Origin of the sequence: Oryzibacillus soli, from assembly GCF_051594765.1 — a bacterium.
Classification (GTDB): domain Bacteria; phylum Bacillota; class Bacilli; order Paenibacillales; family NBRC-103111; genus Paenibacillus_AR.
This window is the reverse complement of the sequence record NZ_JBPPGJ010000014.1, coordinates 79,153-97,886: the sequence shown is the minus strand read 5'-3', so window position 1 is coordinate 97,886 and position 18,734 is coordinate 79,153. Positions and strand designations below refer to the sequence as shown.

General features: G+C 59.6%; 16 protein-coding genes. 15 read left to right on the top strand and 1 reads right to left on the bottom strand.

Annotated elements, in window-relative coordinates:
• Window positions 1-47 precede the first annotated feature (47 nt).
• The 14 genes from ACSEXW_RS19160 (at window position 48) to ACSEXW_RS19095 (ending at window position 15,885) form a co-directional block, all read left to right on the top strand.
• A complete protein-coding gene (locus tag ACSEXW_RS19160; RefSeq protein WP_438447778.1) occupies window positions 48-902 on the top strand; it encodes a DegV family protein in 855 nt (284 codons plus the stop codon).
• A 333-nt stretch (window positions 903-1,235) separates the two neighbouring features.
• Window positions 1,236-2,234 (top strand): inorganic phosphate transporter, encoded by a 999-nt coding sequence (locus ACSEXW_RS19155; protein ID WP_438447777.1) that lies wholly within the window; start codon window positions 1,236-1,238, stop codon window positions 2,232-2,234.
• Between the two features lie 254 nt (window positions 2,235-2,488).
• Complete coding sequence (locus tag ACSEXW_RS19150; RefSeq protein WP_438447856.1) at window positions 2,489-3,187, top strand: ABC transporter ATP-binding protein; 699 nt, start codon at window positions 2,489-2,491, stop codon at window positions 3,185-3,187.
• Window positions 3,188-3,200: 13 nt separating this feature from the next.
• A complete protein-coding gene (locus ACSEXW_RS19145; RefSeq protein ID WP_438447776.1) occupies window positions 3,201-4,451 on the top strand; it encodes an ABC transporter permease in 1,251 nt (416 codons plus the stop codon).
• Between the two features lie 191 nt (window positions 4,452-4,642).
• On the top strand, window positions 4,643-5,053 hold the full coding sequence (locus tag ACSEXW_RS19140) for a hypothetical protein (protein WP_438447775.1): 411 nt from the start codon (window positions 4,643-4,645) through the stop codon (window positions 5,051-5,053).
• A 420-nt stretch (window positions 5,054-5,473) separates the two neighbouring features.
• Window positions 5,474-6,565 carry a sulfate ABC transporter substrate-binding protein gene (locus ACSEXW_RS19135; RefSeq protein WP_438447774.1) on the top strand — a complete coding sequence of 364 codons (1,092 nt, stop codon included), beginning with the start codon at window positions 5,474-5,476 and terminating at the stop codon, window positions 6,563-6,565.
• A 138-nt stretch (window positions 6,566-6,703) separates the two neighbouring features.
• The gene (gene cysT, locus ACSEXW_RS19130) at window positions 6,704-7,546 is read left to right on the top strand and encodes a sulfate ABC transporter permease subunit CysT (protein ID WP_438447773.1); all 843 of its coding nucleotides are present in this window, start codon (window positions 6,704-6,706) and stop codon (window positions 7,544-7,546) included.
• A gap of 57 nt (window positions 7,547-7,603) precedes the next feature.
• Entirely contained in the window at window positions 7,604-8,485 is an 882-nt protein-coding gene (gene cysW / locus ACSEXW_RS19125) for a sulfate ABC transporter permease subunit CysW (protein ID WP_438447772.1), read from the top strand.
• A gap of 6 nt (window positions 8,486-8,491) precedes the next feature.
• On the top strand, window positions 8,492-9,553 hold the full coding sequence (locus ACSEXW_RS19120) for a sulfate/molybdate ABC transporter ATP-binding protein (protein ID WP_438447771.1): 1,062 nt from the start codon (window positions 8,492-8,494) through the stop codon (window positions 9,551-9,553).
• 18 nt (window positions 9,554-9,571) lie between these two features.
• On the top strand, window positions 9,572-9,790 hold the full coding sequence (locus tag ACSEXW_RS19115; RefSeq protein ID WP_438447770.1) for a YezD family protein: 219 nt from the start codon (window positions 9,572-9,574) through the stop codon (window positions 9,788-9,790).
• A 366-nt stretch (window positions 9,791-10,156) separates the two neighbouring features.
• Entirely contained in the window at window positions 10,157-11,428 is a 1,272-nt protein-coding gene (gene ilvA / locus ACSEXW_RS19110) for a threonine ammonia-lyase IlvA (RefSeq protein ID WP_438447769.1), read from the top strand.
• A 140-nt stretch (window positions 11,429-11,568) separates the two neighbouring features.
• A complete protein-coding gene (locus ACSEXW_RS19105; RefSeq protein WP_438447768.1) occupies window positions 11,569-13,125 on the top strand; it encodes a diguanylate cyclase in 1,557 nt (518 codons plus the stop codon).
• Between the two features lie 111 nt (window positions 13,126-13,236).
• A complete protein-coding gene (locus ACSEXW_RS19100) occupies window positions 13,237-13,938 on the top strand; it encodes a DUF3105 domain-containing protein (RefSeq protein WP_438447767.1) in 702 nt (233 codons plus the stop codon).
• Window positions 13,939-14,172: 234 nt separating this feature from the next.
• Window positions 14,173-15,885, top strand: coding sequence for an ATP-binding protein (locus ACSEXW_RS19095; RefSeq protein ID WP_438447766.1), 1,713 nt, complete (start codon window positions 14,173-14,175; stop codon window positions 15,883-15,885).
• Here the strand turns inward: ACSEXW_RS19095 and ACSEXW_RS19090 are convergent.
• A complete protein-coding gene (locus tag ACSEXW_RS19090) occupies window positions 15,882-17,108 on the bottom strand; it encodes a BaiN/RdsA family NAD(P)/FAD-dependent oxidoreductase (RefSeq protein ID WP_438447855.1) in 1,227 nt (408 codons plus the stop codon). The two genes, ACSEXW_RS19095 and ACSEXW_RS19090, sit on opposite strands and share 4 nt — an antisense overlap.
• Before the next feature lie 383 nt (window positions 17,109-17,491).
• Here ACSEXW_RS19090 and chrA point away from each other — a divergent pair, with 383 nt between their 5' ends.
• Window positions 17,492-18,661, top strand: coding sequence for a chromate efflux transporter (gene chrA / locus ACSEXW_RS19085; protein WP_438447765.1), 1,170 nt, complete (start codon window positions 17,492-17,494; stop codon window positions 18,659-18,661).
• Window positions 18,662-18,734: the final 73 nt, after the last annotated feature.

The window sequence follows — 18,734 nt, the reverse complement described above, 5'->3', positions numbered from 1 at the left end:
TGTACAATGGTTGTAAGCGTACGCAAGCGAAAGGAGACCCCTGATCTATGCCCGTTACCATATTGACTGACAGTGCCAGCGACCTGCCGCGGGACATCGCGGAGAAGAACGGCATCCGGGTGCTTCCGCTCCTCGTATTTCTGGGGGAGCAGGAATTCCGGGATGGAGAAACGATGAACCCGAAGGACATGTTCGACGGCATGAGGGAAGGCAAGGTGTACAAGACTGCGCAGGTGCCTCTTCACGAGTTCCGGAAGACCTTCCAGGAGCTGGCTGAGAAGAAGGAGCCGTGCCTGTACGTCGCCTTCTCGTCGGAGCTCTCCGGCACGTATCAGTCGGCCGTTCTGGCCCGCAATGAGGTGCTCGAGGATTATCCGGACTTCCAGCTTGAGATCCTGGACACCAAGTGCGCCTCGCTGGGCTTCGGTCTGGTGGTGCTGCGCGCGGCGGAGCTGGCCCGTCAAGGCCTGCCCATGGAGGAGTTGGTCAGTGAGGTATCCCGCCATGCCAGCCATATGGAGCACATCTTCACCGTAGACAACCTGGAGTATCTCCAACGCGGTGGACGGGTGAGCCGGGCGGCGGCGTTCATCGGGGGGCTCTTGAATATCAAGCCCGTGCTGCATGTCGAGAGCGGGCGGCTGGTTCCCTTGGAGAAGATCCGGGGCCGCCGCAAGGTGTTCGAACGGATGGCCGCCATCATGGGCGAGCGGGGGGACCATGTGAAGGAGCAGCTGATCGGGATCTCCCACGGGGACGATCTGGAAGCGGTGGAGACGCTGAAGGCGCTGCTTCGGGAGCGGTTCGGCTGCGAGAGCTTCCTCGTCTCCCAGATCGGCGGGGTGGTAGGCGCCCACGCCGGACCGGGAACTTTGGCGCTGTTCTTCTTGAACCGGATGTAGCCCGGCAGAGACCGTACCGTCAAGCCTTCCTTCGCGGCATGCCGCAAAGGAAGGCTTTTTCTGTTGGGTTTGAAAGGCCGTAATAGCGTTAGCGTGTATTTCCGGCCGAGATAATCCACCGGAAACCGGATGCTTTTCCAGTCTTGGGCTATACTAACTCCATCGCGTGTCGAAATTTTTGAAGAATTGTAAACGCAGTGTTAAATCTTCGGGAAACGGCCCGGTTCTTAACAAAATCTTAATACAAGTCATGTAAAGTATGGTATGATGTCAAAGGACATAAAGGGTTGTTCCAGACCCTTCCAAAAGTTTCGACATATCAGGGGGATTACCGTGACATTCTTGATTGTTATCGTATTTCTGGCGCTTCTGTTCGACTTCATCAACGGGTTCCACGACACCGCCAACGCCATAGCCACATCGGTCTCCACCAAAGCGCTGAAGCCCAGGGTCGCCATCTTCATGGCGGCGATCTTGAATTTTATAGGTGCCATGCTGTTCGACGGCGTCGCCAAGAATGTCGGCGGCAGCATCGCGAATCCGCTCCACATCGAGCACGGCATGGAGATCGTGGCCGCCGCCTTGATCTCCGCTATCTTCTGGAATCTCTTGACCTGGTACTTAGGCATCCCGTCTTCCTCTTCCCATACGCTGATCGGCTCCTTGGCGGGCGCGGTCATCGCGGGCGCGGGCAACGGCGCCATCCACTGGGCGGGCTTCCAGAAGATCGTGCTGGGCCTGATCCTGTCTCCGGTCTTGGCCTTCGTACTCGGCTTCATCATGCTGACGCTCATCCGTTGGGTCGTCGTGCTGCTTGGCAACCGGAGCCCGGGCAAGGTCAACCGGACCTTCCGCCTCATGCAGATCGCCTCTGCAGGACTCCAGTCCTTCTCTCACGGTGCCAACGATGCCCAGAAGGCCATGGGTATCATCGTCTTCGCCCTGGTGGCCGGCGGCTTTCAGGATGGCATGCACGTTCCGCTGTGGGTGAAGATTGCGGCTGCAACCGCCATGGGCTTAGGCACCTCCATCGGAGGCTGGAAGATCATCGAGACCGTGAGCCGCAAGATCATCAAGATCGAGCCGATGAACGGTTTCGCTTCGGACCTGACCTCCATCGCGATTCTGCAGGGAGGTACGGCCATGGGCCTGCCGCTGTCCACCACCCATGTCATCACGTCCGCCATTATCGGTACAGGCTCCGCCGTCCGCTTCAAGTCCATCAACTGGGGCGTCGTCGGCAAGATGATTCTGACCTGGGTCATCACCATTCCGATTTCGTTCGGTGTGGCATACCTGATCTACAACCTGATCTTCAAGCTGATTTTGTAGAAGCGCTCCTTCGCAGACGCATCCGACAGGACCGGGGAACCGGTCCTTTTTTTCATGATTTTTCAAGGGGTAGACATAGAGGAAGGGCTCCAATTATAGTAAGATTAGTGCAATTCGATGAACAATGTGGTAGAAAAGGTCGCTTCGCCCTTGAGGTCATCCCTCGGTGGATGATATCGCCGCATGCCGCGGAGGGGCTGGAGCGCATGGCAATGAAACTCAGACCGGCTGGTCGAAAGGTTTAGGGTGTAATGATGGAGAAGCTTCGGGTGGATATAGAAGAAGCAGGGTACGAAGGGCGTTCCGGAGTCATCCGGAACGTCTCGTTCCGGGTCGGTTCCGGAGAGTTGGTCGGTCTCATCGGACCGAACGGCGCCGGGAAGAGCACCACCATCAAGGCGGTGCTGGGGTTGTTGAAGGATGTGAAGGGCAAGGTGGAATTCGCCGGGGGCAAGCCGAGCTATGCCTACATTCCCGAGCAGCCCGTGCTCTATGAGGAGCTGACCCTGTGGGAGCATCTTCGGCTGGCGGCCTCCGCCTTCGGGATGGACGAGCAAGCCTTCGAGGAGCGGGCCGGAGCGCTCTTGGCGCGATTCCGGCTGGAGCAGGCGAAGCACGATCTGCCGTCCAGCTTCTCCAAGGGGATGCAGCAGAAGCTGATGCTCATCATCGGGTTCCTGCATGAGCCGGATCTCTATATCGTGGATGAACCGTTTATCGGCCTGGATCCCCGGGCCGTGAAGGATTTTCTCGACATGCTGGAGACGGAACGGCGGCGGGGGGCCGGTGTCCTGATGAGCACCCACGTACTGGACACGGCGGAGAAAATCTGCTCGTCCTTCCTCCTGGTGAATGACGGCCGATTGATTGCCCAGGGGGATCTGGACGCGATCCGCGAGTCCTGCGGATTGCCGGGCGGCTCCCTGTTCGAATGCTTTCAGACGATGACTTAAGGGGGGAACGGACATGCTGACACCAGGCGGAACAGCCGCCAAGCGGATCCGGGCCTCCATCCGGTTTCAATACCGCTCCTGGCGGATGGCGGTGGATTGGACGGTGGCGCTGTACATCGTGATCCCGGCCTTGATTCTGGCGGGTTACCAATATGGGCTGTTGTATAAGGAGCCGCCCCTGTGGCTCGCCCATGTGCCGTATGCGGTGATGCGGAGTCTATGGTTCGTCTTCGCCGCCGGCGGGACTCTGCGGTACTATGTGGAGGAGGCGGACCAGCTCTTCCTGGTCCAGCGGACGGAATGGTTCCGCAGCATGATGGGCTGGGGAATGATCTTCTCCATGGCGAAGCATGCGCTGTGGACCCTAGGGGCGGCTGCGCTCTTCTATCCTCTCTTGACGAGGGTTTACGGGGTTGGACCCGGGCAGACGGCGTACCTATTCACGGCGATCTATCTATTCAAGCTGCACTTGATGCTGGGCAAGCAGTGGCTGTCCATACGCTTCTCCGGCTGGCGAAGCGTGCTGATCCAGACGGGCTTGCTGCCTGTGGCCGGTCTGCTGTTCGCCCTTCTGACGGCTATTCCCCGGTGGGGCTGGCCGGCGGAACTGGCGGCGGCGGTGCTTTTGGCGCTGCCGCTGCTCCGGCTGCTGCCGGCCCGAATCCGGATGAGAGGCGCCTTCTTCCACGATATCCGGCGGGAGCAGCAGGAGCGGATGAAGGTGGCCGGCATCCTGCTCAGCATCGGCGGGTTCCCGGCTCCGAAGAAGACGAAGCTTCGGCGCAAGAAGCCGCTGCTCTTCGCCTCCTCCCGCAAGCTCTTCCGGGAGCGCTCGGCGGAGAATGTGCTGGCGGAATCCTTGATCAAGGCCTTCTTCCGGACCAAGGCAAAGCTGAAGGTGATGGGCTACTTCGCCTTGGCCTCTAGTATGGCCATCCTGGTCAGCCCTCCGGGAGGGGGCCGGTTCGTCGTCTGGCTTGTGGTCAGCACGGTATACGTCTGGATGTCCGCCGAGTTCGCCAAGGACGGAGCGCAGGAGTCTTATGTTCGCCTGTTCCATTGGGAGGACACGGTCCGGTTCGCCGCTTTTCAGAAGGCAGGGCTCTGGATTTCGCTGCCTCTCGTTCTGCTGCTGGCTGTTCTAACAGCCTTGCTGCAGAGAAGCGGAGTGAACGGTGTGCTGCTGATTCCTCTGGGAGCGGGGGTATCGTGGATGGGCTCCCAGATGTTCGGCCTCTGGGGCGGAGGCCCGCGAAAAGGCTGATGAAAGGCCCTTTTCCTGCTCAACGGCGGGGAAGGGGCTTTTTGGTATTAGCAACGAGAGGATTCGGAGCTGTCCGGGATATGGCTGCTACCCATGCAGCTTTGCCGGCTCCGGCCCGGCTCGGGATAAAGTGTGGGAGATGGGGGAACCTTATGTCCAAGTCTTAAGAAAAGGAAAGGAACGGGATCCCCATGAGTACAGCACCGATTTACTTTATCTTCCCGGACAAAAAAGCGGCCTTGCTGGCCTTGGACACCCTTCAGGAAATCGGCTTCCGGGCGGACATGCTGGAGCAACGGCATCCGGACCACAAGCCGGCCCTGCAGGTGCTGGTGGACCGCGGCGATATCACCTCGGCGCTGGAGATTACCCAGGCCCATGGCGGGCGGCTGTGCGAGACTCAGGAGACGCAAGAGCCTGCCGTGTACACGAGCGCGTATAATCTGGACGGCATCCGCATTCCCGCCCATACGGTCACGGAGGATCTGCCGGAATCCTATATGAACGGCGGACCAGCAGCGGCGGAGGACCCCGAGGATCGGGAGGTCTTCGATCCGTCCGGAGACGACTACGATCATTTCTCAGCCGGAGTCCGGCTGTAAGCAGGCAATTCAACAGAAAGCGTCTGAACGGGAACATCGTTCAGGCGTTTTTTTGTGGAATGGGGGAAACCGGGGGTCATGATGTAAGGGTCGGAAATGAAGCCGGACAGGTACCAACACCCACCTATTTGAATAGGATAGGAGCGTGTTAGGCATCCGGCACGTTCCCCCGTAGCAGCTGCAGTTTATAAGTAAATCTTATGACTTTGCAAAAAAAACTATATACCACTACGAAAAGAACCGTTGACGGAATGGAATTCCAGGTGGTAAAATGGGCACAACATTAATTCATAGTAAATGCATAGGATTAATGAAGTTAAATCGACCGGACAGCCGGAGATTTCATACAAACCCGCCACAGATGTAAGTTCAAGGGGTTCTTCACCTAACCAATCAGAGAAACGATGGGAGAATGAGAGTATGAAAACACGCATCTTGTCCGTTCTGGCATTATCCTTGGCACTGGTCACCGGACTCGCCGGCTGCGGCGGCAAGGAAGAAACCACAGGCGCAAGCACGGCAGCAACGGCAGGCGGCGCCACGGCAGCAGCTGAATCGGCTAAGCCGTCCCCGAAGCCTTCGGTGGAAATCACCAACGTCTCTTATGATCCGACCCGCGAGCTCTATGAAGCTTATAATAAATCCTTCGCCGATTACTGGAAGAAGAAGACCGGCCAGACCGTCACCGTGAAGCAGTCCCACGGCGGCTCCGGCTCCCAAGCCCGTTCCGTAGCGGACGGCCTGGAGGCGGACGTGGTCACCCTGGCTCTCGCCTACGACATCGACTCCATCGTCAAAGCCGGCGCCATCAAGGAGGGCTGGCAGACCAAGCTGAAGGACAACAGCTCCCCTTACACCTCCACCATCGTATTCCTGGTCCGCAAGGGCAACCCCAAGGGCATCAAGGACTGGGACGATCTGATCAAGCCGGGCATCCAAGTCATTACGCCGAACCCGAAGACCTCCGGCGGCGCGCGCTGGAACTACCTGGGCGCATGGGCTTATGCGCTGTCGAAGAACAGCAACGACGAGGCGGCGGCCAAAGCTTTTGTCGAGAAGCTGTATAAGAACGTACCGGTACTGGACTCCGGCGCTCGCGGCTCCACCACCACCTTCGTCGAGCGGGGCATCGGCGACGTCCTGATTGCTTGGGAGAATGAAGCCTACCTGTCGCTGAAGGAGTTCAAGGATAAGTTCGAGATCGTCAACCCGTCCCTGAGCATTCTGGCCGAACCGCCGGTGGCCATCGTGGATAAGGTAGCCGACAAGCGCGGTACCCGCGAGGTGGCCCAGGCCTACCTGGAATACCTGTACACCGAGCAGGGCCAAGAGCTGGCGGCCCAGAACTTCTACCGCCCGCGCCTCGAATCTGTCGCCAAGAAATACGCCGACAAGTTCCCGGCCATCAAGATGGTGACCATCGACAAGGACTTCGGCGGCTGGACCAAAGCGCAGCAGACCCACTTCGCCGATGGCGGTGTCTTCGACCAGATCTACAAGCCGTCCAAATAACCCGATCTACCTCCCTGCAGAGCGACAGCAGCAAGCGAATCCAGCCAATCTGCAGGGATCTTTGTTGTAGAGGACGGGGTTAGACGGGGACCAAATTTCATCATACCGGGCAACCGGTTGAAACGGAGTGTTCCGATCATGATCAGTCTGGCCAAACGGCGCCATGTGCTGCCGGGCTTCGGGCTCACCATGGGGTATACGGTATTCTACCTGAGCCTTATCGTGCTGTTCCCGCTGTCCGCATTGTTTATCAAGTCCTTCTCCATGGGCTGGGGGCGCTTCTGGGATACGGTGACGAACGACCGGGTTCTGGCCTCCTACCAAGTCAGCCTGACCGCAGCCCTGTACGCTGCGCTCATCAATGCCGTGTTCGGACTGCTGGTGGCGTGGGTGCTGGTCCGGTATAAATTCCCCGGCAAGCGGATCGTGGATGCCATCGTCGACCTGCCGTTCGCGCTGCCGACGGCGGTGGCGGGGATTGCCCTGACCACCATCTACAGCCAGAACGGCTGGATGGGCTCCTGGCTCGGCAAGCTGGGGCTGAAAACGGCCTATTCCCCTCTCGGCATCACCATCGCCCTCGTATTCATCGGTCTGCCGTTCGTCGTCCGGACCGTCCAGCCGGTGCTGGAGGAGCTGGACGCAGAGATCGAGGAGGCGGCCGCCTCCCTGGGCTCCTACCGCTTGCGGACCTTCACCCGGGTCATCTTCCCCGAGGTGCTGCCGGCGCTCATGACCGGGTTCGCCTTGGCTTTTGCCCGGGGGATCGGGGAGTACGGCTCCGTCGTCTTCATCTCCGGCAACATGCCGATGAAGACCGAGATTGCGCCTCTGCTCATCATGACGAAGCTGGAGCAGTACGATTATGCGGGGGCGACGGCTATCGCCGTGGTGCTTCTCCTGATCTCCTTCCTGCTCATCATGGTCATCAATTACCTGCAGTGGCGGGCGAGACGGAGGATGTCGACCCATGATGCATAACCGCCGTCTTCCACCGTATAGTCCCACTACCCTGCAGAGGATAAGGAGGCGTTCCCCATGGCTGGAGCCGTTGCCGCACGTCTGACCGGCGCGTCCGCCGCCAAGGCCCGCGCCACCAGCGAGCCCTTGGCCGTACGCATCATCCTGATCGCCGTCGCCCTGCTGTTCCTGGGCGTCGTGCTGGTCCTGCCGCTTATCACGGTGTTCGCTCAGGCCTTCAAGAAGGGGGCGGACGTGTATTTTGCCGCCTTGCATGACAAGGATGCGCTGAGCGCCGTGAAGCTGACCCTTCTGACCGCCGCCATCTCCGTGCCGCTCAATACGCTGTTCGGGGTGGCCGCCGCCTGGTCCATCACGAAATTTCGCTTCAAGGGGAAGAACTTCCTGATCTCCATCATCGATCTTCCGTTCGCCATATCGCCCGTCATCTCGGGCCTGATCTTCGTGCTGCTGTTCGGCGCGCGGGGCTGGTTCGGCCCTTGGCTGCAGGACCACGACATGAAGATCATCTTCGCCCTGCCCGGCATCGTGCTGGCCACCAGCTTCGTCACCTTCCCCTTCGTCGCCCGGGAGCTGATCCCTCTGATGCAGGCTCAGAGCTCCCTGGAGGAGGAAGCGGCGGCCACCCTAGGGGCCAAGGGCTGGCGTATCTTCCGGAAGGTGACCCTGCCGAACATCAAGTGGGGCCTGCTCTACGGCATCATCCTCTGCAACGCCCGGGCCATGGGCGAGTTCGGCGCCGTATCCGTCGTTTCGGGGCACATTCGGGGGCAGACCAACACGCTCCCCCTGCAGGTGGAGATTCTGTACAACGACTACAAGTTCGCCGCATCCTTTGCGGTGGCCTCGTTATTGGTGCTGCTGGCGGTCGTCACCCTTCTGGTGAAGTCGCTGGTCGAATGGAAGCACGCCCAATCCCTGCTGAAAGAGAAGGAGTGACCGGCCATGCATGTGGAGGTTAAACAGCTTCGCAAAACCTTTGGTTCCTATACGGCGTCCGACGACGTCAGCTTCGATATTGAGAAAGGAAAGCTCATCGGTCTCCTGGGACCGTCCGGCGGCGGCAAGACCACCATTCTGCGGATGCTGGCGGGGCTCGAGCAGCCCGATTCCGGCGAGATCGTCTTCAACGGCAAGCGGGTGAACGATCTCCCGCCCCAGGAGCGCAGCATCGGGTTCGTGTTCCAGAACTATGCCCTGTTCCGGCATATGAACGTCTTCGATAACATCGCCTTCGGCCTGACGGTGAAGAAGTGGAAAAAAGCGGCCATCGCCGCCCGCGTCCAGGAGCTCCTGGAGCTGACCGGACTGAAGGGGCTGGAGAAGCGCTACCCCAACCAGCTGTCCGGCGGACAGCGGCAGCGGGTTGCCTTCGCCCGGGCCTTGGCGCCGGAGCCGGAGCTTCTGCTCCTCGATGAGCCCTTCGCCGCCATCGACGCCAAGGTCCGCAAAGAGCTGCGATCATGGCTCAAGGAAACCATCCGGCGTGTGGGGATCACAACGGTCTTCGTCACCCATGACCAAGAAGAGGCCATGGAGGTGGCGGACGAGATCATGATCATCCAAGGCGGCAGACTGGAGCAGAAGGGCGCGCCCCTAGACATCTACAGCCAGCCCGAGACGCCGTTCGTCGCCCGCTTCGTAGGGGAATCCCGGGTGCTGGAGCAGCCCGGCAGCATCAAGGGGTTCGCGGATTACGAAGCCCATGCCAAGGCCATCGTCCGTCCCGAATTCATCGAGGCCGGCCGCCGGCACGAGCTATCCCAGCCGCTGGCTTCGGAGGAAGGCATCATCCGCGATACCTTGTTCTGCGGCAGCCGCTGGCAGCTGGAGGTCGAGGTGGGGCCCCACCGGCTGACCGTGTACCGGTCCTTGGAGAAGCCGGCCCTGTCGGCGGGGGAAGCCATCTGGGTGATGATCCACCGGCTGTACCTGTATGAAGGGCCCTTCACGGGAATCGCCGAGAATGCCCTGAAAGCCGATGAAGCGGTTATCGGCTTAGGCTAGAGGGGAGGAGGAATCGCCATGGGAAGCCCCCTGGAGCTGAATGACGCGTGGCTGGACCGGATCCGCCGCAGCGTGGAAGGACTGGAGTACGGGCAGGTCCAGATCATCGTCCACGACGGCCGGATCGTTCAGATCGAGCGGACGGAGCGGCGGAGATTCGGGAACGAACATCCCACTGCCGGTACGGAGGCTCCGTCCCGTCCCTCCAAAGCATCCGGTGTCCAATCCTCCGATTGACAACCGGCGGCCAAAGAAGGTATAACTGAATCAACAGCATACCTCCTGTAAATTCGCCTGACGAGAACGAGTACGCATTCCGATCATCTCCAGAGAGCCGGTATCCCGCTGCAAGCCGGTGTTGAGAGGAAGGCCGAATATCATCTCCGAGAAGCCGGCCGAACCGCCCCCGGGCGCCAGTAAGCCGTGCCGGAAGCCCGCCGTTATACGGGACGCGCATCAGAAGAGTGCGAAGATGAGGAGCCCGGACCTACCCCGTTCACATGAGCAGGGAGAGCCGGGAACAAGGGTGGTTACGCGAGAGAATATCTCGTCCCTTAGGGGACGGGATTTTTTGCATTTTTATATGCGGGAAGGAAGAGGTTGATGGAGATGGATCAAGCGACAACGGGGGCTACGGTGGGGATGGCGGATATCGTGCTGGCCCATCACGTGCTGAAGGAAGTGATTATCCGGACGCCGACGATGAGGGACCCGTATCTATCGGGCAAGTACGGCTGCGAGGTATATCTGAAGCGGGAGGATCTGCAGGTGGTCCGCTCCTTCAAGATCCGAGGCGCCTATCATAAGATCAAGAGCCTGTCGGACGAGGAGCGGGGCCGGGGGATCGTCTGCGCCAGCGCGGGCAACCATGCCCAGGGGGTAGCCTATTCCTGCAACCGTCTGGGGATCCGGGGCAAAATCTACATGCCCAGCACCACCCCCGGCCAGAAGGTTAGCCAGGTGAAGATGTTCGGAGGCAGCAGCGTGGAAGTGATCCTGACCGGCGATACCTTCGACGACGCCTTCGCCGAGGCCATGAAGACCTGCGAATCCGAAGGCATGGTTTTCATCCACCCCTTCGATGATGCGAGGATCATCGCCGGCAACGGAACCGTCGGCATGGAGATCATGGAAGACGCCAACGGACCGGTGGACTACCTGTTCGTCACCATCGGCGGCGGCGGATTGTCGGCCGGCACGGGAGCGTACGTGAAGACGATCAGTCCGGGAACCAAGGTCATCGGCGTGGAGCCGGAAGGCGCAGCCTCCATGACGGAGGCGCTGGCCCGGCAGGAGGTCGTGACGCTGCCGCAGATCGACAAGTTCGTGGACGGTGCCGCTGTCAAGCGGGTCGGGCAGCTGTGTTTCGGCATCTGCAAGGAGGTGCTGGACGACATCGTTCTGGTCCCGGAGGGCAAGGTCTGCACCACCATCCTGGAGCTGTACAACCATAACGCGATTGTCGCCGAGCCGGCAGGCGCATTGCCGATTGCAGCGCTGGAGCGGTATAAGGACGAGATCCGCGGCAAGCGGGTGGTATGCGTCGTAAGCGGAGGCAACAACGACATCGACCGGATGCAGGAGATCAAGGAGCGCTCGCTGATCCACGAAGGGCTGAAGCATTATTTTACCGTTAACTTCCCGCAGCGGGCAGGGGCTCTTCGTGAATTCCTCGACGAGGTGCTGGGGCCGGACGACGACATCGTCCGCTTCGAATATACCAAGAAGCACAACAAGGACAACGGTCCGGCTCTGGTCGGCATCGAGCTGAAGCGCCGGGAGGATTACGAGCCTCTGATCGAACGGATGAACCGTAAGGGCATCGCCTTTATTGAGCTGAACAAGGATCCGGTGCTGTTTAATTTGCTGATTTGATCGGGTGAAATCGAACGTTTGATGAAATTCCGCTAAAATCCCTCTAAATTCGTCATAAACCATCATTTGTCTAGAGGAATCGTATCATATCATGTCGAATTTCAGCACTCATTCGGGTTGCTACATGAGGTGTTTTCGACATGGTTAAGGATTTTGCCTTCAATGCCGCCATCCTGCTGTTATGCGTCTTCGCTTATTATCTCTACCTGTTCCACCTCCAAGCCCGCAAGGGCGTGGAAAAAGGGCCGTCACCGCTTCTCACGGGTCTGGTGTTCGGTCTGGCCGGGATCGGGTTATTGTCCAACGCGATCATCGTCGAAGGTCTGGTCCGGATGGACCTGCGGAGTCTGGCCATCCTCATGGCGGCCGCCTTGGGCGGCATGCCCGCCGCGCTGACGACGGCCGTTATAATCGGCATCACCCGGTTCGCTTTCGGGGGAATCTATTATGCCTCGGTGGTGGGCTCCGTCAGCTCCGTGATCACGGCCTTAGGCGCCGCCTGGATTCTGAATAAAGCCTCCTTGAAGCCCGGTGCCTTCTACAAGGCTCTTCTCTATTGCGGACTGGTCACCACCGTCGTTTACATCATCGTGATTCAGGATGCGGAAACCTTCTGGAAGCTTCTGGTCGCCTACTGGCTGACGGCACTTCCGGTAGGCTGGCTCTGCTGCCAGCTTCATATGGTCCTGACCCGGTTCCACAAGCTTTACAAGAAGCTCCATTACCGGGAGGAGACCTACCGGCAGCTCTTCCACAGCGCGCAGGACAGCGTCTTCCTGGTCGACTTGGAGCCCGGGGCAGCAGACCTCGGTCCCGGCCCCGGGCGTTTCCTGGATATCAACGAGATGGCATGCCAGGTTTTGGGGTATACCCGGGAGGAGTTAATGGCGCGGAATCCCTCCGACCTGTACGATCCGGCCTATCTTCACCGGCTCCCCGGAATCATAGCCGAGTTCCGCAAGCAGGGACGTCATACCTTCGAATGGGGCATGATCGCCAGGGGAGGCCGAACCATCCCGGTGGAGGTGTCCGGCCGGATCTTCAAGCTTCACGGAGAGTCCGTCTGCTTGTGCTTTGTCCGCGACATTACGCTGCGCAAGGAATCGGAGCGCAAGCTGCTGGAGGCTAACCGGAAGCTGGAGAAGCTGTCGGTTTCCGACGGTCTGACAGGGATCGCGAACCGGAGAGGCTTCGACGCCTTCTTCCGGATCACATGGGACCAGGTCAAGCTCCACGAGGATCCCATGGCACTGCTCTTCCTGGATATCGATTGCTTCAAGCCCTATAACGATACCTACGGGCATATGGTCGGCGATCAGTGTCTGAAGCAGGTGGCGGCGGTGCTTGAGACGACCGCTTCCTTGGCGGGAGGCTTTGCAGCCCGGTACGGGGGAGAGGAATTTGCCGTCGTGCTGCCCGCCATGGGAAGGGAACGGGCGCTGGAGGTAGCGGAGGAAGTCCGGGGCTCCGTCGAGGCTTTGGCGGTGCCGCATGCCTCATCCTTAGTATCGGACCGCGTAACCGTTAGTGTGGGGGTGGCGGTCCATATCCCGGATGCGACGTCCGAGCAGCACCCGGAGAGGCTTCTGCAGGAAGCGGATCTGGCCTTGTATCGGGCGAAGAACACCGGCCGGAATCGGGTTATGGCATGGGAGCCGGAGTGGGATAGGCTTTCAGGAGAAGAAGACCGCAGATGATGCGGTCTTTTTGCTATGTGAGGCATTGTTTTGTACAGTAACTTCCATTTGATAAGTTTATTAATAAACGTTATTATATTCGAATAAAACCATTATCGGAGGAGGGGGAGCATGGTTAACCTGATTTTACTATGGACGGGGGGCATCCTGGCGGTCCTGTCGCTGGCGGGCTTCGGCTTTCGGTCCGCACTCGGCAGTGAAACGGCCAGTCATCTCCGGAAAGAGCAGCGGAGCAGGATCAGGAAGCGCAAGACGATTCTAGCATGGTCCTCCGTCTTGCTGCTGATCCTGGGTATCGTGCTGTCCGGGATAGGAGGAATCCGGTACAATACCGGCCGATTCGATGTGGAGAAGCTTCCGCATGAAGCGGCCATCGAAGTGACGAACGACAAGGATTACGGCGCAGGGCATACGGACAATCCGGTTAAGTACGAGATGGCCATCCCCACCTCGGGCACCCACAGTCCCCATGATCTGAAGTACGGGTTCTACACCGCGAAGCCGGGCTACGAGCTCTTGGTCCATAACCTGGAGCACGGAGACATCATTCTCTACTATCGCCCGGATGCGGCACCGGAGCTGACGGACAAGCTGAAGGAGCTGGTCCGTTACCGCAAGGCGGGGTCCGGTATCTTGGCCGTACCGACGCAGGACCTGCCGGCGGGCAAGGATATCGTGGCGGCGGCATGGACGAAGACGATGGAGCTGCCCGCTTACGACGAGGCGAAGCTCGGCTCGTTCATTAACCGGTTCATCAATCACGGTCCCGAAACCATTTCCCCCGAGGTCCGCCAAGGCGGCGGAACCATGTAGCTGCGAACTCGGCACAGCCTAAGAGCATCCTCCACCCAGGGGGGTGCTTTTTGCTGTTTGTTGTCGAATATACGCTGTTTTCCGTCAGATCAGATCAGGCAAGTTAATATTTTCAATAAACTAATATTTTCCTAACACTTTAGTTATATTGTACTAACTGGATGGGAATTTTCCCCAAAAGGCTATGCCGTACATGGATAATCCACACTTCCGTCAGGTAATCGGGGAGGTTGTATGATATCGGAATTTTACATTAACGGTTGCATGATGGTTGCGAATATCTTCATCATCGACAAGCTGTCGGGAGACCATGTGGTCACGAGGCATTCCCGGCTCTCCCAACGCGTGGTCTATGGGCTCGCTTACGGCTTCCTGTCCTCGCTCAGCCTCTTCTTCACCATCCATGGCCCCAATAACGTCATCATGGACCTTCGGTATATTCCGCTTCTCTTATCCTCCCTCTTCGCCGGTGCATTACCGACTCTGATCGCTTCCTTCGTTCTCCTGTGCACCCGTCTGCTGGCGTTTCCGTTAACCTTCACCTCGTACCTGTCGGCAGCCGTAGCCTTATGTGTAGGAGCCGGCTTCTCCTGGCTCGGCCGATGCACGATTTCCCTCTGGAAAAAATGGCTGATCATGAACCTGTACAGCATGACTCTCGCTTCCGCCGCCATGATCTGGGTGACGGCCGATAAGCCAAGGCTCCTCTGTCTGCTGATATTCGAATGGTCCGCCATGCTGCTCTTCAGCGGAGTCTGTCTCTATCTGGGCATGAGTCTGCGAAGCGCCAAGATCGTCAACCGCAAGATCAAGGAAGCCTCGGAGATGGATTATGTGACGGGGATCTTCAACTATTTCGGGCTGATCAGCCAGCTGAACGGACATATTGGGAGAGCCTCCAAGGCCAAAGCCAGCTTCGATCTCCTGCTCATCGAATGCGCGCACAACCGGCATCCGTCATGGAACGGAGGGGTGGAGAGTTCCCGGGAGCTTCTGCACAGCATCCCCCTGGAGATTCGGGAGGAGATCCCCGGGCAGCAGTCTCTCTCCAGATTGGGAGGCTGCACCTTCTGCTTCGTCCTCCCCCGGAACGACGGCGGAGAAGGGGCTGAAGATGTGCTCGAGCGGCTGGCGGCCAAGCTTCGCGGCAAGTATCAGCTGGATTTAGTAACGGCTTGTTCAGGCTTCCCGGAGGATGGAATGACGGCGGTGGAGCTGCTGGAGGAGACGGAGCGGAAGCTCCAGCAGCTGAACAAGAACAAGTGGGAGCAGGAGCAGGAGCGGCTCTTCGTGGCGGAGAAGCGGCGGGCGCTGGGGGAACTGGCGGCGGGGATGGCCCATGAGATCCGCAATCCGCTGACGACGGTGAAGGGCTTCCTGCAGATTGCGAAGGACAGCGGAGACCTGAACCGCTGGTATGGCTTGATCATGAGCGAGATCGATCGGATGGTGCTGCTGACCCAGGAGTTCCTGCAGTACTCCAAGCCGAAGGCGCAGCAGCATCAAGTGACCTATCTGGAGATACTGGTCGACAGGTGCATCCAGATGACGGAGCCGGAAATCGTGTCCTGCGGCCATCAGCTAAACGTACGTCTCTGGAGTCAGAGTCCCTTGAAGGTGCTGTGCGATCAGGACAAGATCGCTCAAGTGCTGATCAACCTGATCAAGAACGCCTTGGATGCCATGAAGGACCGGGGAGAAATCTCCATCAAGCTGGACAGGTCGGAAGAGTACGGCCGGATTCTCATCTGTGATACCGGCATCGGGATTCCCGCCGCCCACATCCCTCGAATCTTCGATCCGTTCTTCACGACCAAGCCGGACGGCACCGGGTTGGGCCTTGCCATCGCACACAAGATCATCCGCGAGCACGGAGGCTCCATCACGGTCCAGAGCGAGGAGGGTGCCGGCACCTGCTTCACGCTGCTTCTTCCCCTGGAAAGCTAGGAGGGGAGGGCTGCAGCTTGTGCGGCATGAAGGCCGGCCGTATAACCGGTGGAAAAGGCGGCCGTAATGTTATATCCCCCCGTATAGCCGTGGATATCGAGTATTTCCCCGCAGAAGTACAGCCCGCCCATCAGCTTGGATTCCATGGTGCCGGGATCGATCTCCTTCAGCTGGACGCCGCCTCCGGTGACGAAGGCTTCCTCGATGGACAAGGTCCCTGAGATCTGCACCGGGAACGCCTTCACAACGGATGCCAGCGTCAGCATCGGCTGCTTGGGGAGATTGTCGAAGGTAAGGTCCTCCCGAAGTCCGGATTTCTTGAACAGAACGGGGATCATCCGCTCCGGAAGATAGCCCTTCAGCACATTTTTCAGCGCTTTCTTGGGCTCCGAACGGGCAAGGTCGGTCATCCGCTCATAGAGGTCCTCCGGACGGTCCTCCGGGAATAAATCAAGGGTCACCCGGACCGTCGGGACTTCGAATTGCTTCCGCACCTTGTAGATGAATTGGCTGCAGCGCAGCGCCGCCGGGCCGGACAAGCCGAAGTGGGTGAAGATCAGGTCGCCTCGGTGCGTCACGACCTTCTTATCCTTCGGATTCCAGACCGTCGCCTCGATATTTCTCAGGGATAGGCCCTGCAGCTCCTTGCTCTGGATGAAGGCCTCCTTAGACACCAAGGGCACCTCCGTCGGGAACAGCTCGGTAATGGTGTGGCCCGCCGATTCCGCCCAAGCATACCCGTCCCCCTCGGATCCGGTATGGGGAACGGACTTGCCGCCAACGGCCACGATGACCGCCCTGGCTCGCAGCGTCTCCCCCGAGCGGAGCCGGACGCCCTCGACGCGTCCCTCTCCGTACAGTACCTCCGCAACGGGGTGATTGGTGCGGATCTCCACGCCTTGGGAGCGGGCGCGGTTGACCAGGGCATCCACCACGGTCTTGGCCTTGTCCGTCACAGGGAACATCCGGCCGTTATCCTCTTCCTTCAATCGGATCCCCATCTCTTCGAAGAAGGCGATGATATCCCGGTTGCCGAAGATGGAGAGGGCGCTGTACAGAAACCGACCGTTGCCGGGAATATGCCGGATCAGCTCGTCCTGCTCCTTGGCGTTCGTAACGTTGCAGCGCCCTCCGCCGGAGATTCCTAGCTTGCGGCCCAGCTTATCCCCCTTGTCCAAGAGAAGAGTGCGGGCTCCGTGCCGGCTGGCCGCAATGCTGGCCATTAAGCCGGCCGAGCCGGCTCCGACTACGATGACATCATAAATAGACAATCCGATCAATCCTCCGATCAGGCATAACAGCTTCACTAATAGTGCTACACCCGTGCACGTCCGTCAAGCGGTCCGATCGCGCAAGAGGGGCAGGCTGAAACTTTTGGATGGTAGTATGGGCCAGGTCTATGCAGAATATACCAAGTCAGGAACTTCGGTTGCCGGGGCGAGAAAGCAGGCTGTACAATAAGAGAAAATCATGACCCACAATATCATCCAGAATCACCATCAAGGATCCATCGAGATGGATAGCCGGTTGCATGAAGGGATGACATTCACCGTTCGGATGCCTCTGGTGCCGGGCGGCAGACCATAAAGCAGCGGAGGGATGCGGTTTGACGGGGAAGAGTTGGGAGATCTTCAAGGTGTCGGCCAAGCTGGGATTGACCTCCTTCGGCGGGCCGGCGGCCCACTTGGGCTACTTCCGGGAGGAGTATGTCAAGCGGAGAAAATGGCTGGACGACGGGGCCTATGCCGACCTGGTGGCCTTGTGCCAGTTTCTTCCCGGACCGGCCAGCAGCCAGGTGGGAATCGGAATCGGGCTGCTTCGGGCAGGGCTGCCGGGGGCGTTGGCGGCGTGGGTCGGCTTCACGCTGCCGTCAGTGCTGCTGCTGGCGCTGTTCGCGCTCTTGTTCCGGTCCTATGACCTGGCGGGGGCAGGCTGGATCCATGGCTTGAAGCTGGCGGCGGTAGTCGTTGTGGCCCAGGCCGTCTGGGGCATGGGGAAGAGCCTGGCGCCGGACCGGAGCCGGGCCACCATCGCGTTAGCCGCTTCGGCGGTCTTGTTCCTATGGGATTCGGCCTGGTCCCAAGTGGCGGTCATTGCAGCGGCAGGGCTTGCCGGCCGGCTGCTGTTCCGGGGAGAACAGCCGGGTGCGGGTGCGGCTCTGGAGGTTCGGGTAAGCCGAAGGATGGGCGGTGCCTTCCTTGGGCTGTTCGGCTTGCTGCTGGTAGCCCTGCCGGTGCTGGCGGCGTGGACAGGCTCGGACGCAATGGCCCTATTCGACGGCTTCTACCGTTCCGGCGCCCTGGTATTCGGCGGCGGACACGTCGTGCTGCCGCTCTTGGAGCGGGTAGTAGTGCCCGTGGGATGGGTGGCCAAGGAGCAATTCCTGGCCGGGTACGCCGCGGCGCAGGCCGTTCCGGGCCCGTTGTTCACCTTCGCCGCGTATCTGGGCATGATCGCCCGGGGCTGGCTCGGAGCTATCTTGGCTACGGCCGCCATCTTCCTGCCGGCCTTCCTGCTGGTGGCCGGAGCACTGCCCTTCTGGAGCGGCCTGCGCCGGAGAGCCACGGTTCAGGGGGCGCTCAAGGGAGTTAATGCAGCGGTGGTGGGCATTCTCCTGGCCGCCTTGTACCGCCCCGTATTCACCGAAGCGGTGAGGGAGCCTCGGGATATGGCCTTGGCCTTGGCGCTGTTCGGCCTCTTCGTATTCTGGAGGCTGCCGCCCTGGGCGCTTGTAGCCGTGGCCGCTGCAGGCGGCTGGATCATGGGAGCGCTCTGAACGCTCCTTCATACTTCCGTTTCTGGCGGAGCATACTAGAAGTGCACCATGATAACATCCAAGGAGATGATGA